At 35.1% G+C, this 25,522-nt stretch carries 25 protein-coding genes and 1 tRNA gene; 11 read left to right on the top strand and 15 right to left on the bottom strand.

The genetic code is table 11. From position 1 onward, the window contains the following. Position 1: 1 nt before the first annotated feature. Both ACICQD_RS00180 and rsfS read right to left on the bottom strand, forming a co-directional pair. Entirely contained in the window at positions 2–241 is a 240-nt protein-coding gene (locus tag ACICQD_RS00180) for a hypothetical protein (protein WP_010963049.1), read from the bottom strand. Then, complete coding sequence (gene rsfS / locus ACICQD_RS00185) at positions 232–549, bottom strand: ribosome silencing factor (RefSeq protein WP_006279567.1); 318 nt, start codon at positions 547–549, stop codon at positions 232–234. Before rsfS ends, ACICQD_RS00180 begins: the two co-directional genes overlap by 10 nt. A 179-nt stretch (positions 550–728) precedes the next feature. Here rsfS and ACICQD_RS00190 point away from each other — a divergent pair, with 179 nt between their 5' ends. From ACICQD_RS00190 to ACICQD_RS00200, 3 genes are read left to right on the top strand one after another with little or no spacing between them, the layout of a single operon-like run. Further along, positions 729–1,346: an AAA family ATPase gene (locus tag ACICQD_RS00190; protein WP_022626414.1), complete on the top strand. Its 618-nt coding sequence runs from the start codon at positions 729–731 to the stop codon at positions 1,344–1,346. Continuing rightward, positions 1,339–1,827, top strand: a complete 489-nt coding sequence (locus tag ACICQD_RS00195; protein ID WP_006279569.1) for an RNA pyrophosphohydrolase — start codon at positions 1,339–1,341, stop codon at positions 1,825–1,827. Before ACICQD_RS00190 ends, ACICQD_RS00195 begins: the two co-directional genes overlap by 8 nt. Next, positions 1,824–2,591: a TatD family hydrolase gene (locus tag ACICQD_RS00200; RefSeq protein ID WP_010082353.1), complete on the top strand. Its 768-nt coding sequence runs from the start codon at positions 1,824–1,826 to the stop codon at positions 2,589–2,591. The genes ACICQD_RS00195 and ACICQD_RS00200 overlap by 4 nt, the downstream gene beginning before the upstream one ends. Positions 2,592–2,618: 27 nt before the next feature. Here the strand turns inward: ACICQD_RS00200 and mdh are convergent, their stop codons facing one another. Genes mdh through ACICQD_RS00235 form a run of 7 tightly spaced genes read right to left on the bottom strand, consistent with a single transcriptional unit; the run spans position 2,619 to position 6,433 of the window. Beyond that, entirely contained in the window at positions 2,619–3,569 is a 951-nt protein-coding gene (gene mdh / locus ACICQD_RS00205; RefSeq protein WP_264374018.1) for a malate dehydrogenase, read from the bottom strand. Positions 3,570–3,572: 3 nt separating this feature from the next. Next, positions 3,573–4,145 carry an NADH-quinone oxidoreductase subunit C gene (locus ACICQD_RS00210; RefSeq protein WP_006279573.1) on the bottom strand — a complete coding sequence of 191 codons (573 nt, stop codon included), beginning with the start codon at positions 4,143–4,145 and terminating at the stop codon, positions 3,573–3,575. Further along, a complete protein-coding gene (locus tag ACICQD_RS00215) occupies positions 4,138–4,644 on the bottom strand; it encodes a NuoB/complex I 20 kDa subunit family protein (protein ID WP_006279574.1) in 507 nt (168 codons plus the stop codon). Before ACICQD_RS00215 ends, ACICQD_RS00210 begins: the two co-directional genes overlap by 8 nt. A gap of 3 nt (positions 4,645–4,647) precedes the next feature. Beyond that, positions 4,648–5,001, bottom strand: a complete 354-nt coding sequence (locus tag ACICQD_RS00220; protein ID WP_006279576.1) for an NADH-quinone oxidoreductase subunit A — start codon at positions 4,999–5,001, stop codon at positions 4,648–4,650. Between the two features lie 18 nt (positions 5,002–5,019). Further along, entirely contained in the window at positions 5,020–5,388 is a 369-nt protein-coding gene (locus tag ACICQD_RS00225; protein ID WP_010082356.1) for an HIT domain-containing protein, read from the bottom strand. A 3-nt stretch (positions 5,389–5,391) separates the two neighbouring features. Beyond that, a complete protein-coding gene (locus ACICQD_RS00230) occupies positions 5,392–5,649 on the bottom strand; it encodes a hypothetical protein (protein ID WP_010082357.1) in 258 nt (85 codons plus the stop codon). Positions 5,650–5,665: 16 nt separating this feature from the next. Then, positions 5,666–6,433, bottom strand: a complete 768-nt coding sequence (locus ACICQD_RS00235; protein ID WP_070356981.1) for a hypothetical protein — start codon at positions 6,431–6,433, stop codon at positions 5,666–5,668. Positions 6,434–6,616: 183 nt separating this feature from the next. Here ACICQD_RS00235 and ACICQD_RS00240 point away from each other — a divergent pair, with 183 nt between their 5' ends. Further along, positions 6,617–8,146 carry a UDP-N-acetylmuramoyl-tripeptide--D-alanyl-D-alanine ligase gene (locus tag ACICQD_RS00240; protein WP_022626416.1) on the top strand — a complete coding sequence of 510 codons (1,530 nt, stop codon included), beginning with the start codon at positions 6,617–6,619 and terminating at the stop codon, positions 8,144–8,146. A 50-nt stretch (positions 8,147–8,196) separates the two neighbouring features. Next, positions 8,197–9,147: a complex I NDUFA9 subunit family protein gene (locus ACICQD_RS00245; RefSeq protein WP_010082395.1), complete on the top strand. Its 951-nt coding sequence runs from the start codon at positions 8,197–8,199 to the stop codon at positions 9,145–9,147. Between the two features lie 8 nt (positions 9,148–9,155). Here the strand turns inward: ACICQD_RS00245 and ACICQD_RS00250 are convergent. Together ACICQD_RS00250 and ACICQD_RS00255 are read right to left on the bottom strand one after the other, a co-directional pair. Beyond that, positions 9,156–9,229, bottom strand: a tRNA-Arg gene (locus ACICQD_RS00250). Between the two features lie 222 nt (positions 9,230–9,451). Beyond that, positions 9,452–10,278, bottom strand: a protein-coding gene (locus ACICQD_RS00255) for an IS5 family transposase (RefSeq protein ID WP_395461446.1) whose coding sequence is annotated in 2 segments (ribosomal slippage) — positions 9,452–9,891 and positions 9,891–10,278 — 828 coding nt in all. Because the reading frame shifts where the segments join, the coding sequence is not laid out codon by codon here. A 1,190-nt stretch (positions 10,279–11,468) separates the two neighbouring features. On the opposite strand from ACICQD_RS00255, the gene terL reads away from it, so the two are divergent. Together terL and topA are read left to right on the top strand one after the other, a co-directional pair. Beyond that, complete coding sequence (terL, locus tag ACICQD_RS00260) at positions 11,469–12,920, top strand: phage terminase large subunit (RefSeq protein ID WP_395461447.1); 1,452 nt, start codon at positions 11,469–11,471, stop codon at positions 12,918–12,920. Between the two features lie 276 nt (positions 12,921–13,196). Beyond that, positions 13,197–15,647 (top strand): type I DNA topoisomerase, encoded by a 2,451-nt coding sequence (gene topA / locus ACICQD_RS00265; protein WP_395461448.1) that lies wholly within the window; start codon positions 13,197–13,199, stop codon positions 15,645–15,647. Between the two features lie 178 nt (positions 15,648–15,825). Here the strand turns inward: topA and ACICQD_RS00270 are convergent, their stop codons facing one another. Further along, a complete protein-coding gene (locus ACICQD_RS00270; protein WP_395461449.1) occupies positions 15,826–16,653 on the bottom strand; it encodes a rhodanese-related sulfurtransferase in 828 nt (275 codons plus the stop codon). 129 nt (positions 16,654–16,782) lie between these two features. Between ACICQD_RS00270 and ACICQD_RS00275 the strand changes: the two genes are divergently transcribed. Then, positions 16,783–18,381: an ABC transporter permease gene (locus ACICQD_RS00275; protein ID WP_395461450.1), complete on the top strand. Its 1,599-nt coding sequence runs from the start codon at positions 16,783–16,785 to the stop codon at positions 18,379–18,381. Between the two features lie 10 nt (positions 18,382–18,391). On the opposite strand, the gene ACICQD_RS00280 is transcribed toward ACICQD_RS00275, so the two are convergent. Together ACICQD_RS00280 and apaG are read right to left on the bottom strand one after the other, a co-directional pair. Then, positions 18,392–19,285, bottom strand: coding sequence for an Rpn family recombination-promoting nuclease/putative transposase (locus tag ACICQD_RS00280; RefSeq protein ID WP_209472536.1), 894 nt, complete (start codon positions 19,283–19,285; stop codon positions 18,392–18,394). 177 nt (positions 19,286–19,462) lie between these two features. Continuing rightward, positions 19,463–19,864 carry a Co2+/Mg2+ efflux protein ApaG gene (apaG, locus tag ACICQD_RS00285; RefSeq protein ID WP_174516141.1) on the bottom strand — a complete coding sequence of 134 codons (402 nt, stop codon included), beginning with the start codon at positions 19,862–19,864 and terminating at the stop codon, positions 19,463–19,465. A 99-nt stretch (positions 19,865–19,963) separates the two neighbouring features. Here apaG and ACICQD_RS00290 point away from each other — a divergent pair, with 99 nt between their 5' ends. Next, the gene (locus ACICQD_RS00290; protein WP_395461451.1) at positions 19,964–21,028 is read left to right on the top strand and encodes a 5-(carboxyamino)imidazole ribonucleotide synthase; all 1,065 of its coding nucleotides are present in this window, start codon (positions 19,964–19,966) and stop codon (positions 21,026–21,028) included. A 1,036-nt stretch (positions 21,029–22,064) separates the two neighbouring features. Here the strand turns inward: ACICQD_RS00290 and ACICQD_RS00295 are convergent. Further along, on the bottom strand, positions 22,065–23,258 hold the full coding sequence (locus ACICQD_RS00295; RefSeq protein ID WP_209472538.1) for a bifunctional 2-C-methyl-D-erythritol 4-phosphate cytidylyltransferase/2-C-methyl-D-erythritol 2,4-cyclodiphosphate synthase: 1,194 nt from the start codon (positions 23,256–23,258) through the stop codon (positions 22,065–22,067). A 263-nt stretch (positions 23,259–23,521) separates the two neighbouring features. Here ACICQD_RS00295 and ACICQD_RS00300 point away from each other — a divergent pair, with 263 nt between their 5' ends. Both ACICQD_RS00300 and ACICQD_RS00305 read left to right on the top strand, forming a co-directional pair. Further along, a complete protein-coding gene (locus ACICQD_RS00300; protein WP_341821923.1) occupies positions 23,522–24,586 on the top strand; it encodes an AI-2E family transporter in 1,065 nt (354 codons plus the stop codon). Between the two features lie 129 nt (positions 24,587–24,715). Further along, positions 24,716–25,351 carry a DnaA ATPase domain-containing protein gene (locus ACICQD_RS00305; RefSeq protein ID WP_213863258.1) on the top strand — a complete coding sequence of 212 codons (636 nt, stop codon included), beginning with the start codon at positions 24,716–24,718 and terminating at the stop codon, positions 25,349–25,351. Positions 25,352–25,522 lie beyond the last annotated feature (171 nt).

Raw genomic sequence — 25,522 nt, forward strand, 5'->3', positions numbered from 1 at the left:
TTTATAAACCCCAGTCTATCCTGTCATTAATGCCGAAGGTAACCCTAATAGAGAAGCCAGTGCCCAGACACTGGAACTTAATTATAAACAAGCACACTATACAACGTTTTCGATGAAATTGCATGAAAAACTGGATTCCAGTGTCAGCTACTTTCATGACACCACTACCTGTGCAGGAGTTGCCTTCAAAATTACAACGTTTGTGCAGTTGTGCACCAGCTATCCAGGCAATCAGTTCCATAACTCTTCTATTTTATAATACTCCCTTACTTCCGGCCTGAATATGTGAACCATTATGCCTTGAAAATTCAAAACTACCCAATTGCCTTCATCCATACCTTCTACATCTATTTTATCATGTGGCTTGAGGCTTTTTATTACGTGCTCAGCTAAAGCTTTAACGTGACGGCTTGAATCACCAGATGCAATAATCATATATTTTGCAATAACGGTTTTATTCTGCACATCAAAAGTTACTATATCATGACCTTTATTTTGATCTATTATCTCTTCAATTGTACTTCTTATCGATTCCATATCGCTAAGCATTGTTTACAGGTTATATGATTCATTTATAATTATATACTCAAAATTTCTAAATATGAACTATTTTCAACGCAACTACTTGTTAAAGGTATTACCTGCATCTATTTTATCATCATGTTTTTAGCATGTACAATGTATATACTTTTTATATAATTGAAAATAGCTTTTTACTAGTATTCATTATGGGCAAGACTCTCATCTACTTAATCGGCTTTCCAGGCAGTGGTAAGTTTACTACTGCAAAGGAACTGTGTAAAATCATTGGTGCAGTAATAGTAAGCAATAATCTATTCAATAATATTATATTTGATATTGTTAAATTACAAAACGCTGAAGTTCCAGATGACCTATGGGAAAAAATTTTTGCAGTTAGGGAAAATGTATTAGCAATACTGGAAAAACACTACGTAAAATCAAAACATTATATATTTACAAATGAATTGATAGAGGGTGATCCCTATGACCAAAGATTATATAACTCAGTGGTAAATTTAAGTAAAAAAATGGACATGGAAATTTTTTCTGTAGTATTACATTGTAATAATGAAAAACTAGTAAGACGTGTCCAATCAGAAGAGAGATATCAGGAAAATAAAATTACTGATCCGGATTTTGCTATAAAGAAAATTGAAGGGAAAAGGCTATTTATACCTGAGGGTTCGCTTGAAATTGATAACTCGAACTTGAGTGCAAAGGAAGTTGCAAAGAAAATTGTTGAAGAGATGAAGAAAGAAAAAAATGGAAAATTAATTAAAACTTCTGTAACAAATCATTTAAAAACAGAGCGTACTCGTGGTTGAGCAGAAAGATAAGTACCGTCCTTGTGTTGGCATAATGCTATTTAACAGACAAGGACATGCCTTTATTGGAAAACGCTTTGATAGCGATTCTTACTGGCAGATGCCACAAGGAGGTGTTGATGATGGTGAGGAACTGGAACAAGCAGCGTTACGTGAGTTGCTAGAGGAGGTTGGTACTAATAAAGTAAAGGTTATAACTAAAAGCAAGGATTGGATATACTACAACTTGCCTGAAGAAGTTATACCAATATGCTGGAATGGAAAATATTCTGGTCAAAAGCAAAGGTGGTTCTTAATGAAGTTTTGCGGAGAGGATGAGGACATTGATATTAATTATACTGGTCATCCAGAGTTCAAAGAGTGGCGTTGGCAAGGTATAGATAGTTTAGTAGCCAGTGCTATATCATTTAAAAAAGAAGTTTATAAAACAGTGATAGAAGAGTTTTCTTCTATAATAAAAGCCTCAACAATAAGCTCATGATAGTAGATTCTCATTGCCACTTGATTTATTTTTCTGACGATGAAATACCAAAAGTAATTTCAAGGGCAGAGCAAAATGGTGTAAAGGTTTTGCATAACATATGTGTAAGCATTGACGATGTTCCTAAGTTATTAAAAATTTCTTCATCCTATGATCAGGTCTACTCCTCTGTTGGTATACATCCGCTTGATGCTGCTATAGAAAACGGTGAGTGTATACATGTTGATGAATTAGTTGAATTTACCAAGAACCAAAAGGTAATTAGTATCGGTGAAACCGGGTTAGATTTTTATAAATCTGACAACAAAGACAATCAGAAAAAAAGTTTTGCATTACATATAGAAGCGTCAAGAATAACTGGACTACCTTTAGTTATTCACACAAGAAGCGCTGATAATGAGATGATCGATATGTTAAGGTCAGAAATGAAAGCCGGTGCTTTTAGTGGAGTAATGCACTGCTTTGCTTCCTCTAAAGAACTTGCTTATCAATCTATAGATTTGGGGTTATATATTTCATTTTCTGGAATTATTACTTTTAAAAATGCGAGCTTACTCAGAGAAATTGCACAAAATGTACCACGCGAGCGTGTTTTAGTCGAAACTGATGCACCATATCTATCACCTGAGCCTTATAGGGGAAAAAAGAATGAACCAGCAATGGTGAAATACGTTGTTGATTGTTTGGCAGAGTTGTGGAATGAGTCACCAGAACAAGTAGCGAAGGTAACCACAAGCAACTTTTTTAGGCTGTTTGAGCTATAAAGAAGCTCTATAAAACCATTAATTTGCTTATGAACCTAAAGATTTCACCAGCTCTCTCACCGAGTTTACAGACTTATTAAACATTTCTTGTTCACTATCATTCATTTTAACTTCTAGGATCTTTTCAATTCCGTTTTTTCCAATAATTACAGGAACACCAATAAACAACTCTTCTACACCATATTCACCATTAAGGTAAGCAGCACATGGTAATATGCGCCTCTTATCTTTTAAATATGATTCTAACATGCATATAGCTGAAGATGCAGGAGCGTAGTATGCAGATCCAGACTTAAGCAGATCAACTATTTCTTTACCGCCATTGCGAGTGCGTTCAACTATTTCATCGACTTTTTTCTGTGTGATAAGACCCATATCGATAATTTGAGTAAGTGGAATTCCAGCAACTGAAGCACAATTGATTAGTGGTACCATAGTGTCGCCATGTCCTCCAAGCACAAAAGCAGATATATCTTCAACTGAGATATTTAACTCACTTGCAAGAAAGTAACGAAAACGGGAAGAATCAAGCACTCCTGCCATGCCAACAATCATATTAGTTGAAAGGTTTGAAAATTTATGCACCACTGAAACCATGGCATCTAAAGGGTTGGTAACCACTATTACAAACGCGTTTGGAGAATATTTTTTAATATTTTCGCCAACCTCCTTCATTACTTTAGCATTGGTTTGCAGGAGGTCATCCCTGCTCATTCCAGGTTTTCTAGCGATGCCAGCGGTTATTATAATTGCATCGGAGTTTTTTATATCTTCATACCTATTTGTGCCAGTAATATTGACATTAAATCCATCAATAGGGGATGATTCTGCTATGTCGAGTGTTTTACCTTGTGGTATTCCATCACTAATATCAAGTAAAACAACATCACCGAGTTCCCTTAGTGCAATCATATGGGTGAGAGTTCCACCGATATTTCCTGCACCGATTAAAGATATTTTTTTTCTTTGTACTGTCATTTTCTACTCCTTTGTATTTACTTTTATGGTTTTACCTTCCCAAGGCGATAAGCTATCAAACATACGAAAATCTTGCGGTAAATCTATAGGATTATACACAACCTTTTTTGTCTCTATATCATATCTTACTTCCTCATAACCAGTGAGAGGGAAATCTTTTAACATTGGATGACCTTTGAATCCATAGTCTGTTAGAATCCTACGCAAATCAGGGTGATCAGAAAACTCTATTCCATACATATCAAACACTTCACGCTCAAACCACAAAGCCGTACTAAATATCTTCGCTACACTTGGAGGCATGTCGCTTTCACATAACTGAAGCTTTATGTGTACTCTAATATTATGCACAATGCTGAGCAGATTGTATATTAGCTCGAAACGCTTCTCTCTATTTGGATAGTCAACCCCAAAAATATCAACTAATAGTTCAAACCTACACTTTTCATCATCACGTAGAAAGAATAGGTACTTTTCAATTTCATCTAAAGTTGAATATATTACAATAATGCCATCATCTTTTTGAATGCACTCGCATTTGGTCTTTTTTTGTATATACTTTGCAGTTTTATCCATTCCGAGTCCGTTTTATTTTGTTTTGTAGGCATAGCATTCCATATAGCAACGCCTCAGCGGTTGGTGGGCATCCAGGGACATACACGTCAACTGGCACAATTCTATCACAGCCTCGGACTACTGAATAAGAGTAATGGTAATAACCACCACCATTTGCACAACTTCCCATGGAAATAACATACTTCGGGTCTGCCATTTGATCATAAACCTTGCGCAATGCTGCTGCCATTTTATTAGTTAGTGTGCCAGCAACAATCATCACATCTGATTGACGTGGGCTTGCACGAAACATTATACCATATCTATCAAGATCATAACGGCTGGATGCAGTATGCATCATCTCAACTGCGCAACATGCAAGACCAAATGTCATTGGCCACAATGAACCAGACCTTGCCCAATTCATTACATAATCTGTTAAATCACCAAATTTAGTGACAAGAAACCCTTCTTTTTTATAACGACCCCAGTCATCATTAGATAGAATTTGATTTGTCATAAACTACTCCCACTCTAATGCACCTTTACACCATTCATAGATAAAACCTATAGTGAGTATTGCAAGAAATACCATCATAGACCAAAATCCACCATAGCTTATCTTAGATAAAGAAACAGCCCAAGGAAAAAGAAAAGCAATTTCTAAGTCAAATATTATAAATAATATTGAAACTAGGTAAAATTTAATGTCAAAATTTTTCCTTGCACTGGATAGTGGATTGAAGCCACACTCATATGTGGAAAGCTTTTCACCATCTGGCTTACTCACTGCAAGAAACATAGGCAATATACCTAAAGCAAAAGATACTACAATTGATACGCAGATAAAGATTACTATGGTTAAATATTCGCTCATTTAACAAAACATATAACACTATGAGTTTACATGCTTTCCTAACTTTTTACCACCTAAAATATGCACGTGAAAGTGTGGTACAACCTGCTCTCCATTTTCACCGTAGTTAGTGACTAATCTATATCCTGTTTTTTCTAGATTATATTTGTGTGCTATCTCTCTTACAGTTTTGAAGAAATCCGCTATTTCCTCTTCAGGAGCTTTTAGAATGAAATCATCATATGAAATATATTGATTTTTTGATATAACTAAAATATGAACTGGTGCGTCAGGGTACTTATCATGAAAAGCTAGTACATTTTCATTTTCATGTACCTTCTCACAAGGTAACTCACCTCTTAATATTTGAGCAAAGATGTTATCGCTATCATAAACTTCATTGCTCATATTTTAAGAGCGACCTTTCCCTCTTTCTTCGTTTTTCTCTACATTAGGTGTAGATAGTGGTTTTATCGCATCACCAGAAGCATCTTCAAGATTTAAAGAGCTTACAAGTTCCCTTACTTTTACCATGTCCTGCTGTTCTTTCAAAAAGGGTTCTATTCCACTTACCCTTTTTCCAGTAATAACTCCTGGTTGTAAGTGATACATATCCCCAGGAACAGTTAGACTATGATGTCTTTCCTCTATTTTTTTAGCTTCACTCATAATACTCCCCTATAACTTATTTTTGCATTCCACAACTTTGCGACTTACCTGCTTTTATAGCTTCTTGCGCCCATTTTTTCTCACCTGAAGCTATAGTTTCTGAAGGCTGACCAACATCAGACTTCACAACTTTGTCTGATGACTGCTTTTGATTATCATATTCCTTATACAATTTTTCTGCAATACCATACAGCAATTTTAAGTCTGTGTGAACTTTAAATTCTCCACCAGTAATTTTTGCTAGATCTTTAAGGTTACCGTCAACTTTTTGTTTAATTTCTTCAATAGCAAGCTTTTTTATCTCCTCTGGACTCTTTCCTTTATATTTAATGTCTTCAATTATTTTTTTAACATCAACTTCAATTACAATTTTATTTTCTTCTTTAAAGATAGTTACATTTGGCAGGTTTTGCTTTATTTCACCTAATCGTTCTGGCGTCAAATAGGGTATATCCCCTGTCAGAGTCCTTGATGCTAAAAAAGTTACCTTTCCTGTTCCTTTCTTTTGCTCCATTATTTGGACACCAAGATCCTCACTAGCTTGTGTGGTTTCTATAGGTGGATCATATTCTTCAAGTGGGTTGCCAATAATAGAACGTCCGCCATTTTTTATGTCGTGCCGCATTTCATCCCAGGACTTAAACCAATTCTTTGGCCATATAGGGTACACTGCACCCTTGACTAGAACTTTTACACCTCTACCCAGAAAACTTCCTACTCCCGAAGCTGCATTACCAACTTTAGCTAGTATAGAAGTAGATTTTTCATTTTTTCCTGTGAACATACATACCTCCAAGGTACTTTCTACAACTAAATACATTTTAATTATAGACGAAAAAATTTAAACTTCTATATCCATTATAAGATAGAATTATAGGGATTGCAACCATTATTTGCACATTGTCTAAAACATGTAGTATTTTCGCTACTTTTATTGTTCAATTTATTATAAAGAATACTCTAAATTATGTTTAAATGGAACACAAATAATATCATTGATGCAACTGGCGGAAGAGACGTAAATGGTTGTAATTGGATACATAGCTCAAATATTTCAACGGACACAAGAAGCATAAAAAAAGGTGATTTATTTATTGCCCTCAAGGGAAAGAATTTTGATGGCCATAATTTTTTGCATGAAGCGTTTTTAAAAGGGGCTATCGCTGCAATAGTGAGTGAGGGTAAATATAAAAGTTTCCCTCTCATTATTGTACAAGATACCCTGAAAGCTTTGCACGATATGGCATCATATTACATTAGAAATGTTCTTATTGATGCTAAAGTTATTGCAGTTACAGGCAGTGTCGGAAAAACCACTACAAAGGATATGCTACACACTGTTTTATCGCAATATGGAGTGTCCCATGCAAACGAAGGTAACTTAAATAATAATATAGGATTGCCTTTGACAATTCTGAAAGCTCCAAAAAACTGCCAGTACTTAATTCTTGAAATGGGAATGAATAAAGCTGGTGAAATAAAAGAATTATCAAAAATTAGTAATCCGAATATTGCAGTTATTACCAACATCGAACCTGCACATACTGAAAATTTTTCATCACTATTTGACGTTGCACAAGCGAAGTTAGAAATTCTGTATGGTATGAAAAATAACGGTACTTTGGTTTTAAGCAGAGATAATAAATATTATGATTATCTCTCATCACACGCCAATAGAAATGTAATAAGCTTCGGTAAAGATAAAAATGCTGAAGTTTGTTTACTAAACTTAATAAGAAACGATGAATCTTCTGTCATTTCAGCACTATCTTCTGTCATCCCAGTGCTTGACTACTTGGATCCAGGAAGTTCAATTGCAAATGAGCATATCAGACGGTTGTATAATAAAGACTGGATTCCAGCGTCACGCGCTGGAATGACATCAAACCGAGTTGCTAATAGATTAAGTTTAAAAATCAGGCTGAGTGATAATCAAATTATAAACTGTAATTTACGTGTACAAGGTGAGCATTTTGCTTATTCGCTACTTGCTGTTGCAGCAGTTGTGCAAAGCCTCGGACTTGATTTATCAAAATTACCACTTGCACTTAAGAATTTTAGTGTAGCGAAAGGTAGAGGCAATATTCATAAGGTCAAATGCAATAAAAAATATATACATTTAATTGATGACTCCTATAACGCCAGCCCTGCTTCGATGAAAACTGCAATAAAAACTTTGAGTACATATTCTAATCAGAGAAAAGTAGCTTTGCTTGGTGATATGTTGGAACTTGGTGATGAAAGCATAGAGTTTCATACAGATTTGGTTAAGATTATCACAGAAAATAATATAGATAAAGTTTATACAGTTGGTAAATTTATGTTAGAATTGCATGAGCTTTTGCCAGATAATATAAGAGGCACGCATTTTAATGATTCTAATCAATTGAAAAGTGATTTAGCTAACATTATTCAGAATAATGACGCAATTCTAGTTAAAGGCTCACGAGGAATGAAAATGGATCTTATTGTACGGGAATTCGTAATAAAATATTAAGCGAAATCATTGTATTAATTTACAGTAACAAATTATTAGGAACTTTAATTGTGACAAAACGTGTAATTATTTTTGGTGGAACGGGGTTTATAGGGAAACACATCGTAAGACGCTTGGCAGCAGAAGGATATTTAATAAAGATATTCACTCGTAATCAGGAAAAAGCTGCTTGTTTAAAATTGTGTGGCAATTTAGGACAAATATCAATATTTAAAGGCGATTTTTTTGATGAAAAATCAGTTCTGGATGGTATGGAAGAATGTGATGTAGCTATAAACTTAGTGGGAATATTATATGAAGCAAAAAAGCACGATTTTTACGCTGTTCACGTTAAAATAGCTGAAAGGATAGCAAAAGCTGCAAAAATGAAAAATGTACCTATGATGATACATTTTTCTGCTATGGGAATAGAAAATAGCAAGTTGTCAAAATATGCCAAAAGTAAATTGGAAGGTGAAAAAGCTGTAACTTCAGCATTTCAAAAAGCAATAATAATTAGGCCAAGCCTTGTATTTGGTAAAGAAGACAACTTCTTTAATAAATTTGCAAGATTAGCAACTATTCTTCCTTTCTTACCACTAATTGGCAATGGAACAACTAAATTTCAGCCAATATGTGTAACAGACTTAGCTGAAGTGGTATATCGTATTATCAGTTTTAATAAGCAAGACAAGAAAATTTATAACATGGGTGGACCAAAGGTTTACTCTTTCAAAAGCTTATTGAAGTTTATTCTGAATGTTACTAACAGAAAGTGTTTGTTGATCAATGTATCTTTTCCAATGGCAAAGTTAATAGCTTTCTTTTTAGAAAATAAAATTATTTCTATGCTGCTAAAACCAATAACCGGAGATACGAACCCTATGCTTACTCAAGATCAGGTGAAAGTTATGATGAATAGTTCAATCGAAAAGTCAGTTGACCTTGAAACAATGAAGGTTCGACCATTAGCAATTGAAAATGTGGTGCCAGAGTACTTGAAGATTTATAGAAAGTATTGATAAAAGAGTGTGCCCGGTGGGATTCGAACCTACGACCCACAGCTTAGAAGGCTGTTGCTCTATCCAGCTGAGCTACGGGCACACAACATATATAAAATGCTTCTTAGTACAAGTGAAGTCAAGTACTTCGTGTGAATATGATGTTTATCTTGCGATACCTTGTCATTGCAGTTGTGTGTCGCGCGCTGCCAAAATTGGATGCGAGAAGTCTATTTATTTTAGAAAATATTATATAGAAACTTACTTGACACCCTTCGCCAGCGCCCTTATCATGATAGTGAAGCTATTAGACCTCTTTCGAAACTCATATAGACAGCTCAAAATTGTGAATTCCTGCTATTAAATTGAATCTCAAGCCAAAACGTTTTCTCCGATTGCGGTATCTGTCTGCAATAATTTTGAATCTTTTTAACAGACCAATTACATTCTCAACTACTACTCTTTTGCTTGCTAGCTCCCGATTTTCTACCTTTTTTTCCTTAATTAAGGGACTCTTTTTCATCCTTCTGTGTGGCAACTCGACATTTTTGTGAATTTTCTGAAAACCTCTATAGCCAGCATCGGCTAAAACTTTTATACCTTCTGATACATGCACTTTTGACTCCTTGAAAAGCCGAAAGTCATGCTTTCTCCCGTTTGAAAATGACGTACAAATAATTTTCTTGCTCTTCTTTTCTGCAATTATTTGTGTTTTTAGCGTATGTTTTTTCTTCTTTCCTGAATAAAATCTTTTCTGCTTTTTTTTGGTCTCTCTACAGGTGTTTCCGTTGCATCAATCACCAAAATCTCATATTTCACGTCGCTTTTTAGGAGTTCTTTTCGTCCTGGCAATGCGAAATCTTGGTGTTGTATTAGAGTATCCTCTACCCATTTTACAGTTTTATATGCCGTACTTTCACTTACTCCATAACTTTGACTTATGTGAAAATATGTACGGTATTCTCGTAAGTATTCTAATACCATGAGCAGCATATTCTCCTCGTTTAGCTTATTTTTCCTTCCTCCTTTGGCTTTCTTTTTTTTATTTTCTTCACATAAAATCCCTACCATTTTGTTAAATGTTGATCTCTTTACTCCTGTTAGTCGACGAAACTCCCCTTTATCGAGCTCTTTCACTATTTCATACTTCATTTCTCCTTACCTCAAAATTACTATTTTTACTGCTTTATCCTAGTTTCGAAAGAAGTCTATTGTATTTGCTTTCGCCAATCTGCAGATTAAAAGGTAAGGATTACTTAATGTATCGGCGTCTTATGTTCAATTTTTTGCAGTATATAGATACTGTATGTCTTTACAAAACTTCATCTACATCTAGATTTTTATCTAAATAAGCTGAACGCGCTTATAAAGCGTTACAAGACATCAAAAAATGCCAATACTCGACAGAGATAGTAAAAGACTAGCTAACTCGGGGATTCTTTGTCTTTTTTTCTGCTTAGTAAATTTCTTAAACATTTGCAGCGTAAGTTAGTTGCAATTAAAAGCGGCTGAATCTCGCTTGTCAAGCGTTTAAAACATAAAAAACGCCAATATTTTAAAGCGGATAATAACCCCAGGGTTTCTTTTGCCTTTTTTTTCATTTGGTAAATTTCTTAATATTTATAGCTAAACAACAACCGTCATCCCGCTACGTGTTAGCGGGATCTATGCTTTGAGATACCGCGAATGAATCGCGGTATGACGGTGTAGATGATGGTTAAGTAATTCGTCATCCCGCTGCTTGTTAGCGGGATCTATGTTAAGGTATAGTAGGGGATCTATGTTAAGAGATACCGCGAATGAATCGCGGTATGACGGTGTAGATGATGGTTAAGTAATTCGTCATCCCGCTGCTTGTTAGCGGGATCTATGTTAAGGTATAGTAGGGGATCTATGTTAAGAGATACCGCGAATGAATCGCGGTATGACGGTGTAGATGATGGTTAAGTAATTCGTCATCCCGCTGCTTGTTAGCGGCTAAGAGATACCGCGAATGAATCGCGGTATGACGGTGTAGATGATGGTTAAGTAATTCGTCATCCCGCTACGTGTTAGCGGGATCTATGCTTTGAGATACCGCGAATGAATCGCGGTATGACGGTGTAGATGATGGTTAAGTAATTCGTCATCCCGCTGCTTGTTAGCGGCTAAGAGATACCGCGAATGAATCGTGGTATGACGGTGTAATGATGGTTAAGTAATTCGTCATCCCGCTACGTGTTAGCGGGATCTATGTTAAGAGATACCGCGAATGAATCGCGGTATGACGGTTAAGTAGGGTGTCATTCCAGTGCTCCTTTTTTTGTCATCCCAGCGTCACGCGTTGGTTTCAACATTATATCATGAACTTTCTAAAATTCATTGAACTGTGCTTTCAAACGGTAGTGCCGGGGTGTGAGTATAACGATTATCAGTATATAAAAGTCATATCAGACAGGCTGGAAGCAGCGAGCGCTGGTGAAGTGAAACGAATAATATTCAATATGCCTCCGCGCTCGATGAAGTCCATGTGCATAAGCGTTGCGTGGCCCGCATGGATACTGGGAAACCAACCAACTGCGAGAATAATAGTTGCAAGTTATTCTCAGCGGCTCAGCGAAAAGCACTCGCTCGACACCAGGTGCGTGATGCAGTCTAGTTGGTATAGAGCGCTATTTCCAGAGATAGAACTATCCAAAGACCAGAATACCAAATATAAATTTCAAACAGTGCAGAGAGGATACAGAATCGCAACATCAGTTGGTGGAACACTAACTGGTGAAGGTGGTGATTTTATCATTGTGGACGATCCGCTCAGTTCTGCTCAAGCTTTGAGTGAAACGCTTAGAAAGCGTGCCACAAACTGGTTTGATCAGACTTTAGTAACCAGGCTGAACGATAGAAAAAAAGGAGTCATCGTTCTTGTAATGCACAGGCTACACCAGGAGGACTTAACTGGACACCTTCTCTCCAAGCCAAAAAACATATGGCATCATATTTGTTTGCCAATGATTTCTGAAAATAAGCAGGTTATTTATTCAATCAAAAAGCCAATGCCTCCCGTTCCTATCATCCGAGTAGCTCAGCACTGTGCGACCAGGCGATTATATAATAAACCAGCGTCACCTGTAAGGATATTATATTCAAGAGAAGAAGGTCAGTTGCTATATCCCCTCGATGGAGGAAAAGAAGAAGTTGAGACGATAAAAGTTGAACTTGGGAGTTATGCTTTTGCTGCGCAATATCAACAAAACCCTCTGCCGCTTTCAAGTGGTATAGTCAAACGAGAGTGGCTAAAGCGCTATAAAAATGTTCCTGATAATCTCTCGCATGTAACACAAAGTTGGGATACTGCGGTTTCAACAAGCGACATGAGCAACTTTAGTGTCTGCACCACCTGGGCAAAAATAGATAATAAATTCTATTTACTTGATGTATATCGCGCAAAGCTTGAGTATCCAAAGCTTAAAGAACAGGTTTTGTCACTAGCTGCAAGATGGACGCCACACGCAATTTTAATCGAAGCAAAAACAAGTGGTCAACAATTGGTGCAAGAGCTAAAGACAAACAGTGATTTACCGATTATTGAAATAGTGCCACATGATGACAAGCTCACTCGATTTCATCAAATTGTTCCGATTATAGAGTCTGGCAAGGTTTTTCTGCCACATCAAGCAGTATGGCTGAACGATTTTGAGTATGAGATTTTAATGTTTCCTGAAACTCGACATGATGATCAAGTAGATAGTACCGTGCAATATCTCCAGTGGGTGAGAAACAGTACCTCCAGGGTTGCAGCTATACGAGCATTGTGATTTGAGAGCAATTTCCACAAGGGAGGATGTCATCCCAGCGCTCCTTTTTTTGTCATGCAAGTAGCTGACACTGGAATCTAGCTTCTCGTTGCTGCTGCGATCATATACTATTGTAATGAGCCTTCAAAGTCACTTAAAAATAGCAACGTCCAAGGGTTTTCTGAAAAGGTCCCACAACCCGGTTCGTAAAATTCACAAGAACCATTAAAATATTTTTTTACTTTTCATTGTATATTTCTCAACATATTATCTTTAAGTACTAAAATAATTAACAATATGGCATTATTAATAGTTGAATCACCTGCGAAAGCAAAGACAATAGGTAAATATTTGAGTAAAGAGTTCAAAGTAGCTGCATCCTTTGGACATGTGAGAGATCTTCCAGCAAAAAACGGTTCTGTCGATCCGGATAATGATTTTGCTATAAAGTATGAAACCATTGAAAAAGCAGAAAAGTATATAAAAGAGTTAGTAAAAGCCGCAAGCAAAACATCAGATATATATCTTGCAACAGACCCAGACAGAGAAGGGGAAGCAATGGCTTGGCATGTGATAGAGACATTAAAAGAAAAGAAAGCAATCAGTAATGAAAACAACATTTATAGAGTAGTCTTTAATGAGATAACAAAAAGAGCAGTACAAGAAGCAATAAAAAATCCACGTGAAATTAATATGGATTTAGTGCGTGCACAACAAGCACGTAGAGCTTTGGATTATCTAGTTGGATTTAGTTTGTCACCACTGCTGTGGACAAAATTGTCGGGAAGCAAGTCTGCAGGGCGAGTGCAGTCTGTTGCATTAAAGATTATATGCGAACGAGAAGATGAAATTAGTAAATTTATAACACAGGAGTATTGGAGCATAAAAGCAGAAATGCAAAATAGCAAAGATGAGGCTTTTTTTGCTATGCTAAGCCACTATGACAATAAAAAGCTAGAAAAATTTGATATTAAGAATGAAGAAGAAGCAAAGAACTTAGTCAGGGAGATTGAATCAAGGCAATATGCTGTAAGCACAGTAGAACGCAAGCAAGTTAAGAGAAACCCGCTTCCTCCGTTTATTACTTCAAGTCTTCAGCAAGATGCAGTGAATAAACTGTATTTTAATGTGAAAAGTGTTATGCGCATAGCGCAAAATTTATATGAAGGTATCGATATTGGTGGTGAAACTGTAGGGTTGATAACTTACATGCGTACAGATGGGTTTCATATTGCAGATGAGGCTATAAACTCAATTAGAGGGTCAATTAAGTCATTATATGGTGATAAATATTTACCGCAGTCTCCTCGTAAATATGTAAAAAAGGTCAAAAATGCTCAAGAAGCACATGAAGCAATTCGTCCAACTGATATCAATAGAACGCCGGGTAGTATTAAGGATTACTTAACGCCAGAGCAATTTAAATTGTATGATTTAATCTGGAAAAGGACCATTGCAAGTCAAATGGAGTCGGCGATTCTTGATCAAGTGGTAGTCGAAATTAGTTCTACTGACCAGAAAGTAATTCTGCGAGCAAGTGGATCAAGTATATTCTTTGATGGTTTTTATAGAGTCTACCAAGATAACATAGAAGCCGAAAATGAAGGCCTGCTACCTGCCATGAAGGAAGGGGAAGCGTGTAAGCTGATTTCAGTTGAGCCAAAACAACATTTCACTCAACCGCCACCTCGTTATAGTGAAGCAAGTATCGTAAAAAAAATGGAAGAAATCGGTATAGGTCGACCATCAACTTATGCAACAATTATTTCGGTATTACAAGATCGTGAGTACGTTTCATTGGATAGCAAAAGGTTTATTCCAAGCAGCCGCGGTAAAATCGTTACTATATTTTTAGAAACTTTTTTTCAGCGTTGTGTAGAGTATGATTTCACAGCACAAATGGAAGAGAAGCTTGATTTAATTTCAAATGGACATGCAGATTGGAAAAAAGAATTAGGCCACTTTTGGGTGCCATTTTTTGGTCATGTAAACTCTGTCAAGCAAATGACGCATGATGAAGTTTTCAGCGGCATTCACGATTTGGTAATCGATTGGTTTTGTTCAGAAGAAGGAAAAAAAGAGGTGAATACAAAATGCCCTGCTTGCTCTGATGGCATATTGAAATTGAACTTTGGAAAAGCCGGGGTGTTCCTTGGATGTTCTAACTATCCTGAATGCAACCATACAAAAGAAATTACGGGCAGTAACGACAATTCAGAATATCCAAAAAGTTTAGGTATAGATGATATAACAAACCAAGAAGTGATGATCAAAAAGGGTCCTTTTGGACTTTATCTGGAGTTTAATAACGAGTTAAAAAAGAAAAAAACGGTTTCCATACCAAAAGATATAAATGTTAATGAGATTGATCTGAGCACCGCTACTCAGTTACTTTCCTTGCCAAAAGTAATCGGAGAACACCCTGAAACCGGAAAGGAAGTAAAAATAGGCCTTGGACGATTTGGGTACTATATTTTCTATGATGGTAAATACTTTTCTCTTAAGAAAAGCTCCAAAGAGGTGCTGAATACAGAATTGAGCGAAGTTGTACAAATTATTGCAAACAGTCCACGCAAAGAGTTAAAATCTCTCGGGGTTAATGAAAAGGGAAAAGAAGTTTTTATCTGCAACGGTAGGTACGGATTCTATATAAAATGCGGTAAAACAAACGTTGCTTTGGGCAAGAGTGCAGATATTGAGAGTATAGATCTGGAGAAGGCTTTAGAGTTGATTAAGGGTAAGAAGTAGACTTCTTGCATAACCATTATCTACGTTAAAAATCAGCTTTTTTGTCATTCCAGCGTGTGACGCTGGAATCTAGAAAAAAAGAACCTGGATGCCAGTGTCTGGGCACTGGCATGACACCCTTTCTGGTAGAGGTTGCTCTCAAATCACAACGTGCATACAACTGCAGCAGTATGATGTTTTATTTATTATAGCTATAACACTGAAGTTTACAATCAGAACAAACCACTTGGCCACGTGGAACTGATTTCAGTTTATCAGTTGAAACTTGATTTGAGCAGAATATGCATTTTATTGTGTTGCTTGGAGTAAGTGAGTTATCAACAGCAATTCTATCATCAAAAACAAAACATTCTCCTTTCCAATTACCATTTTTATTATAAGTTTTTTCAAGGTAAGAAAGAATGCCGCCTTTAAGATGGTAAACATCACTAAATCCAAGGCTTTTCATATATGCTGTAGATTTTTCGCATCTAATCCCACCAGTGCAGTACATAGCCACTTTCAGGTCTTTACTCTCAGAAAATGACTCTGTCCACTGAGGAAACTCACGGAAACATTGTGTGTGTGGATTAATTGCATTCTTAAACTTGCCTAATTTCACTTCATACTCGTTTCGTGTATCTATTACTAAAACGTCAGGTTGAGAAGTAAAATCATCCCAATGCTCTGGATCAACATATTTACCCTTAAGGGAAATATCAAGATTGCTTACACCAAGATTCACAATCTCTCTTTTTAATTTTACCTTCATCTTGCTAAATGGTTGATATTCTGCTGCACTCTCTTTCCATGTAAGGTTCCTTAGCCTATAATCAGAACGTAGAAAATCGAATATTTTATCAATTGCGTTTCTTTCACCAGATATTGTTGCATTAACACCCTCTTCTGCAAGGAGTATAGTACCCTTTAATTCAATGTTGTCGCATGCAGCTTTTATTTCGTCTTTCATGTCATAATAATTAGAAAGTTCTACAAAATGATAGAAAGTTGCAATGACGAAGCTCATGATTATTCACTTATCAACTAAAAACATGATATACAAAATTATAAAGATATTCAATAGTACGGCTGTTAATTACTGGATATCTTCAGTTTTTACATATAACATTTTAATATAAAATATAGATTCAAATTAATGTTTTTAAGAGTATTTAAAAATGTATTCTTATTTTTAGTAAGTATATTATTCGTCTGTCCTATACTATCGTTAATATCAATCTTATTTACAGATTCAGCGAATTCCGAATGGGTAATCAGTACACTTTTTCCTGAATATATACTGAGTACGTTAATTTTGATGGTAGGAGTAGGGGGAATATCTTTCATATTTGGAGTAATTCCAGCTTGGCTCACCACATTTTTTTCATTTCCTGGAAGTAAAATTTTTGAGATTGCTTTGTTCTTTCCGATATCGATTCCTGGATATATAGTAGCGTTCGTCTATGTAAATACGCTAGAGTTTTCAGGTCCGGTGCAGAGCTTATTAAGAGACATTTTAGATTGGAGCAAAGGTGACTATTGGTTTCCTGAAATAAAATCCCTAGGTGGTGGAATATTAGTAATGGGATTCAGCCTATATCCATACGTTTATATGTTAGTCCGCTCAAGTCTAAAGAATGTTAGTAACTCAGTCACTATTGCGTCAACACTTGGGTTCTCCTCATTGAAGAGCCTGTTTTCTGTCATCATACCCTCCATACGCCCATCAATTATAGCTGGGTTGTCTTTGGTACTAATGGAAGTAATTACAGATTTCGGCACACCACAGTTTCTTGCTATCGATACTTTCACAACAGGAATATATCGCACCTGGTTTTTACTGCATGACAAATATTCAACTACTGTTTTAGCAGTTGCAGAGTTGATTTTCGTTGCAACACTAATAGCTATCGAAAAAAAACTACAAAAAAAAGGAATATCCTACTCTTCAATCAATACCAATTCAGATTATCACAACAAACGGAGTATAAGTGGCACTATACCATTGATCTTTGCTTATCTTATGTGTGTATTGCCGATATTAATAGGTTTTATTTTGCCAATGATTCCGCTCATATATTGGAGCATAGAGAAGGGGTTTTTCATATATGAAGCAAGATTCTATAACATAATAGCAAATAGCGTTAGTTTATCATTCATCACTGCACTAATCTCAATTAGCATTGCAATAATTATTGGATATACGGCGCGTAAAAATAAGGTAATCAATAATGTAGCACGTCTCATTTCTTTAGGCTACGCAATTCCAAATGCAATTATCGCAATTAGCATAATAATATTTTTAAGCAGAATATCCTCTTTCATTACTCAATATATTGTGGAAATTAGCTTGGTAGGAACTATTGGCGCATTAGTTTACTCATATTTATTTCGTTTTTTTGCTATATCTTTCAAGGCGGTAGAGTCAGGGCTCAAAAAAACACCAAATGAAATTGAGTGGACTGCATATACTATGGGTCATGGACCTATTTCCACATGTTTGAATGTTCATATCCCTCTCATCAAGAAGAGTATATTATCGGGATTTTTGCTCGTATTTATGGATACTATCAAAGAGCTCACAGCAACACTTATTATAAGACCATTTAATTTTGAAACTATATCAACTAGAATATATGAACTTGTAAGCGATGAGCGCTATAGAGAAGCTGCCCCATTTTCGTTAATAATAGTTATAATAGGCTTAATCTCTACAATAACCTTATTTACACTTGATGATAAGGATAAAAAATAAACGTAACCGTTCACAGATTTCCACTTAATTCTTCAATCTCACTAATAGAAAGGCCAGTAAACTTGACAATAGTGTTGACATCAACATTATTAGCCAGCATTGCTTTTGCGACTTCAATTTTCCCTTCAATTTTCCCTTCCTCTTTACCAATTTTTTTGCCTTTTTCAGTAGCAAGATCAAGTCTGTATTCAAGAATGGCTTCTTCTTTGCGTAGATCCATTATCCTTTCTTCATAGGCTACTAAATCTTTTTCGTTCCAACGAAACTTGTCTAACTCATCATACGCCAGCTTTATTATTGGTGCTTTTTCTGCTATCTCTTTTAAGTCCTCTTCTGTTGTTTCTTCTGCATATTTAAAAAAGAAACACCACCTTTCTATTGTACTTTCTAGCTGCTCTACTTTACTTTTTGAAAATTTGGGCAATTCTATAAAGATAAATTGAAAATCTTTTAAGTAATGGCCGTTAGTTTTTATATCACGTATATTGTGAGTAGAAATATAATCAACTTCTTCAGGAAGTAAGTTACAATTTGATATAGCAATAAAGAAGACTTTCTTTAAATCAATGTAGTTGCCAGATTTATCTAATTGTCTTGAGTAGGCTTTAGCGGCATATAATTGAGCGCGTTTTTCGAAGCCCTTGTCTCTAGCGAGCTGCATTTCTGCTATATATCTATTTCCGTGAGAATCCTTGCAGAGAACATCAACAATACTTTGTTTATCAGAGGCAACTTCGGGATCCATAATAGTGCTAAGAAACTCAACTTCTTGTATTGCATTTATCTCAGTAAACCCTAAAATATCGTTCAAAAAGTGGATCAGGATATTCTTATTTTTTTCCGTTCCAAAGATTTTTTTGAAACACAAATCATTGCGAGGATCGAGAAATTTTGAAAGAGCCATGGCAAAAATGCTTGAAAATATTAATAATTATACACTATTATTAACAATTATTCAACCATATTTTTGAAGATAGCTAGTTTCTGTATTTATTTTAAATTGAAGAAAGCTCAAATGAAAGATCGTGCTTTGCTAAAAATCACAGAATGCAGTCTGGTTACAAATAAACTATTTTGATAGTTAATGGGGTCTAGTTTTGACGTATGGACTATCCAAAGAAAAGGGTGGTATCATAACCTCAAAAACTTTTATGCTTTCTTCATTCAGAAATTCATACTTACCCTGCATTATTCCTGACGGTACATTTAAGTATGTTCCACTTGTGTATTTAAATACCTCTCCAGATTTTATCACAGGCTGTTCTCCGATAACACCAACTCCGGCAATTTCATTTATTTTTCCCTTATAATCTATTATTTGCCAATGACGACTTAACAATTGAATAGTTGATTGGCTTTTGTTTTTTATCTTAACGTTATACATCCATACATAGCAATTTTCATAAGGAATGGATTGCTCTTCAATGTAAATTGGTAAAACTGTAACTTCAACAAAGTTGGTAGTTAGTGTGTATTCTAGAATCATTATAGAATATTCATGATAAAAAGATAGTATCCTAATTATATACTTTTTTCATAGATTTTTCAAGTATACTCTAATTAGGAAATATCAATTTATAGTATGAATGAACCAGATGCGCTTAGCAAAAAAGTAATAGGAATAATAGGTGGTGGACAATTAGGTAAAATGACTGCTATCGCTGCAACAAAACTTGGACAAAAAACACATATTTTTGCCAGTGCTAAAGACGATCCGGCTTGCTCTGTTGCTGATGATTTCACAATAGCAGATTTCTCTGATAAGAAAGCGCTTGAATCTTTTGCACAGAGTGTGGATTTGGTCACTATTGAGTCTGAAAATATTCCATGTAGTGCAATTGATATCGATGTAAATTTTTATCCGGGTAAAAAAGCGTTACACATTGCGCAAAATAGGCTTAGAGAGAAAGATTTCATTAGAAGCTTGAGTATAAAAACTGCTGAATACAAAAGTATACAAAATTATAATGAGCTACTGAAAAACAGTAGAGCTTTTGGCTATCCAACAAGGCTGAAAACAACAGAAATGGGTTATGATGGAAAAGGGCAATATGTGCTTGAGAATGATTCTGAAGTGAAGCAATTTGCTTCCTTTGATTGGAATACAGAGTACATTCTTGAAGCAAGTGTTGATTTACTGAAAGAGGTTTCAATAGTCGTTGCAAGAGATAAAAACGGTAAAGTAGCTTTTTTTCCTATAGCAGAAAATTACCACGTTGATGGAATACTTGATACTTCAACAGTGCCAGCTAAAATAGATAGTAAATTAACTCAAGAGGTACAACGAGCTGCAAAGAAAATAGCAAATGCGCTTGATGTAATAGGAATTCTGGCTATTGAATTTTTTGTTACTAAGGATAACGAATTGTTAGTTAATGAACTAGCTCCCAGACCTCACAATTCTTGCCACTGGAGCTTGGATGCATGTAACGTTAGTCAATTTGAACAGCTAGTTAGGATAATATGCGGGCTACCTATGCAGGAAGTAGTATTACGCTTTCCTTGTATGACGAAAAATATAATAGGTAATGATATATATGATTCTCATAAGTATTTGAGCAACGAAAAAGCTAGTTTAACCATATATGGGAAAAAAGAGGTTAGGGATAAGCGTAAAATGGGACATGTCAATATAGATTTAAGTTAACAGTTTTTCTACGTCATACCGCCACAACTGTACGAACATTGTGATATGATGAGATGTTACATAGTAAACGGTGTCATTCTAGCACCTCTTTTCCCGTCATCCCGCTGCTTGTTAGCGGGATCTCATTTCACTTTGTGAAGGTGTCATCCCAGCACCTCTTTTCCCGTCATTCCGCTGCTTGTTAGCGGGATCTCATTTTACTTTATGAGGGTGTCATCCGAGTAGCCCCTTTCTCGTCATCCCGCTGCTTGTTAGCGGGATCTCATTTCACTTTATGAAGGTGTCATCCGAGTAGCCCCTTTCTCGTCATCCCGCTGCTTGTTAGCGGGATCTCATTTCACTTTATGAAGGTGTCATCCGAGTAGCCTGACTACTTGGATCCAGGAATTTTATTAAGTTGGTAAGCATAAAAGTGGCTGATCTTATGTTAAAACACAACGTTCTTGATGAGATTACAGCAAGGCTGGGTTCCAGCGTCAGCTACTTGAATGACAGCAGTCCTACGTCATGCCGCCGCGGTATCTCTAGATCCCGCTAACAAGTAGCGGGATGACGATTGTCGTTTAGCCATAAATATTAAGAAATTTACCAAATAAAAAAAAAGGCAAAAGAAGCCCCGTGGTTGGCTAATTACTTACATTATACTTTCAAGTATGGCGTTTTTTTATTCTAAACGCTTAATAACCGCGATTTAGTTGCTTTTAAGCCGCAACTAATCTAAATTATAAACATTAAGAAATTTACTAAACAGAAAAAAAGGCAAAAGAAACCCTAGGGTAGCTAGTTATTCACTATCCATTTTTTAAATCGGCGTTTTTTGATGTTTTAAATGCTTTATAAGCGCATTTCAGCTTATATTAGGTAAAAACCTAGAAATTTTATAAAGACATAAGGTGCACATAGTGCAAAAAATTAAACATGGGACGCCAGATACGTGAGTTTTTTTGTCATTTAATCTGTACAGAGAAGATAAATAAATAGCTTCAGTTTCATGATAAGGGGGCTGGCGAAGGGTGTCAAGTAAGTTTTTTCGTTTCTATTCCCAATAAAAGTTTGTATGCAATAACACAGAAGCATGCACTGCTATTCCTTCATTTCTTCCAATATAACCTAATTTCTCTGCAGTGGTTGCTTTGATATTTACAAATTCATCATCAATTTCTAATGCTTTTGATATGAATTTCTTCATTTCTACTTTGTAAGGCGATATTTTAGGCTCTTCACAAACTATAGTAATATCTAAATTAGACACGCTGTACCCTTTTTCCTTTGCTTTTTTAGCAGCAAAGTCAAGAAAGTGAGATGAATTGCAATCTTTCCATTCAGAGGAACTAGGAGGAAAGTGCTCTCCTATGTCGCCACATCCCAGTGCTCCGAGTATTGCATCAACGATTGCATGTATTGCAACATCACCATCAGAGTGCGCTTCTATTGCCATGTTGTGTTCAATTTTCACACCGCAAATTTTTATAAAGCTTTCAGCACCATTTTGAACTTTAATGAACTTATGTATATCATAACCGGCTCCGACACGAAATTTTGGCTCTTCAAAAAGAAGCTTTGCCATATTGATATCCTCTTTTGTGGTTAACTTAAAATTGCTTTTCTCACCTTTAATAATCGCAACATGTTTTTTGTGCTCTACCATTAGTGATGAATCGTCAGTAAATTCTTTGACTGATTGATGGCATGATAATAATTCTTTGAAATTAAAAATTTGAGGGGTTTGTATGGCTCTGAGCTTTCCTCTTGAAATCGTAGATTCAATAAAACTATTACTCACCAATGACATAGTGTCTTCAACTTCTATTGCTGGAACTACTCCTGTATATTGATCATTAATCATAGATTCAACCAAGTTATCTATCAGAACATCTGACACAAAAGGCCTACAAGCATCGTGTATAACTACAAAATCTGGGTTAATTTTTTGTAAGCTTTCAAGCCCTAGTTTAACTGAACTTTGCCTGTTTTCTCCTCCGTATACAGGGCTTAGTAATTTAGTGTCTGTAATTAGTGATATAGCTTTCTCATAGAAACTTTCATGGTCTCTATTAATTGCTATTCTTATGTAATCTATATATTGGTTAGCCAGAAATCTTTTAATTGTATGAAATAAAACAGATTTACCTGCCAGTTTTATATATTGCTTAGGAATCGTAGAATTGCATCTACTGCCTACTCCCGCTGCAACTATTAATGCTGCTATTTTGTATTTCTTAGCGCACATATTTCTTTTTGTAGAAGCTTTCCTCTCTATCCAAGATTCTTTCCGAAAAATAAAATTTCTGACATCATATAAAAGTTACTTCCCCTATTAACTAGCATAATTATAATAGCAAAAGAGATATTTAGAGAGCTCAAAATCTATCTTTGCCTGCGGATTAAACAACTAAATTTTAGTAAAAAATGATAGTATTACAAATCGTAAAATACTTTCAACATAGGAAAAATAAATTGCATATTTTTCAGTAAATTAGCTATGCTAAACACATGCAAAAACGTCATATAACTATTTGTTTCATACTGCTTTTTATAATAGGGATGTTATTCCTGATGCGTCCTATGATTTTTCCATGTTTAATATCTATTATTATTGCATATTTGTTTAATCCGCTAGTAGTCAAGTTTGAAAAGTATAGAATACCACGTTCATGTTCTGTAATTTTTATAATACTTATTTTATTAATAGCTTTTATACTAGTCATAACATTTGTTTTACCTATTATATATGTTCAAATTACTTCAATATTAAATTTCTTAGTGAGTAAAGTGCCTTCATTAAAGTTTAAAGTAATCCCCTCTGTATTAGAATTTCTTAATATGAAAATCGAGGATAGCTTATTTGATCATTTATCTAAAAATCTAGCAGAAAATTACAGCAACTATGTATCTTATTTCATGAATGCTCTTGATATTGCTAGTAACTTTATAATCCAAGTGTTAAGTTCAAGCTTTAACACGGTATCATTAATGGTGATTACTCCTGTAGTGTTTTTCTATATATTACGTGATTGGCCTTTAATTATAGAAAAAGCTAATAAATTAATCCCTATTCCTTACAGAGGAAAAATTGCAGATTATTTTTCCAAAGTGGATTTCATTATATCTAATTATCTAAAGGGGCAGGTAAATGTATGTATTGTCATGATGGTCTTTTACTCTGTGAGCCTGAGCATAATCGGATTGGAACACTCTATTGTTATTGGAATTTTATCAGGAATGTTAACGTTCATACCTTACGTAGGGCCATTATTATATACCATTATTGGGTTTTTGAGCGCTATCACTCAATTTAGTGGATGGTTTGAAAGTGCTGCCGTTTTGCTATTATTTGGTGTTGGACAATTAATAGATTCAAACATATTAGTTCCTTTATTAATAGGAAAAAAAGTTCATATACATCCAACTGTAATTATTCTGGGAATTACTATATGCGCTTCATATTTTGGATTTACAGGTATATTACTTTTTATTCCAATAATAGCAATGTTCAATGTATCAGTAGAATATGCAATCAATAAATATTTTAAAAGTGAGCTTTATAAAAACGGCTAACAGACCTTTTGCATAATCAATTTATGGTAAGAGGAGAAATGAGCCCAGAATACCTGACACATTTGAGGAGCGTAAGTAAATTTTTGCGCAAAAATTACTACCAGAAAGAGGTTACGTAAGAGGCTTAACGTGCAATTAAATTTATTTGACAATAATCGAGCTGATTATAGTCGGCAAAATTACATCATCTTAGATGAAAATAAGCACGTATATAATTCGGTAGTTAATGATTTATCTTGGAAATGTCTGATTCTTTTTGGACCTAAAAGCTCCGGTAAAACTCATCTTGCTCATATTTGGCAATCAATAAACGATGCAATCTTTATCAATGTGAATAACTTCGTAAGCGAGATTAGGTATAGCGATGCTTTTATTTTAGAAGACGTACAAAACATTAAAGATGAAGCAATGTTATTACATTGTTACAATTACATGAAAGAAAACGACAAGAGGCTGCTAATCACTTCTTCAATTTCACCAAAAAAGCTTAACTTCAAACTAAGAGATTTAAGTTCTCGAATATTATCAACTATCAGCGTAAAAATTTTGCCTGCAAGCGAGGAATTATTAAGAATTATGCTAATAAAACGATTTTCAGATAAACAGTTAAAAATTGATTTAAAAGTGATTAATTATATTTTAGCAAGAATAGAACGTTCTTTCTATAGCATTGATAAAATTATAGAAAAGATAGATAATGAATCTATAGGGTCAAATGTGACCGTTCCTTTTATTAGCACTTTATTAAAAAAAGATGCCATTTGATTTCTTCTTTTGTAAAGGTGTATATTAAAAATTTATTAACACCCATAACACTAACGTAATTGGAATCTCTATCTGTCCATGTTAGAATTATAATCAATGTTATGTTATAATAAATATAGATAGATACAGCTAAGAAGTATTCTATATTTATAGTAGAGCTCACTTTATAAG

The organism is Wolbachia endosymbiont (group A) of Therophilus tumidulus (assembly GCF_964277345.1).
Classification (GTDB): Bacteria; Pseudomonadota; Alphaproteobacteria; order Rickettsiales; family Anaplasmataceae; genus Wolbachia; species Wolbachia pipientis.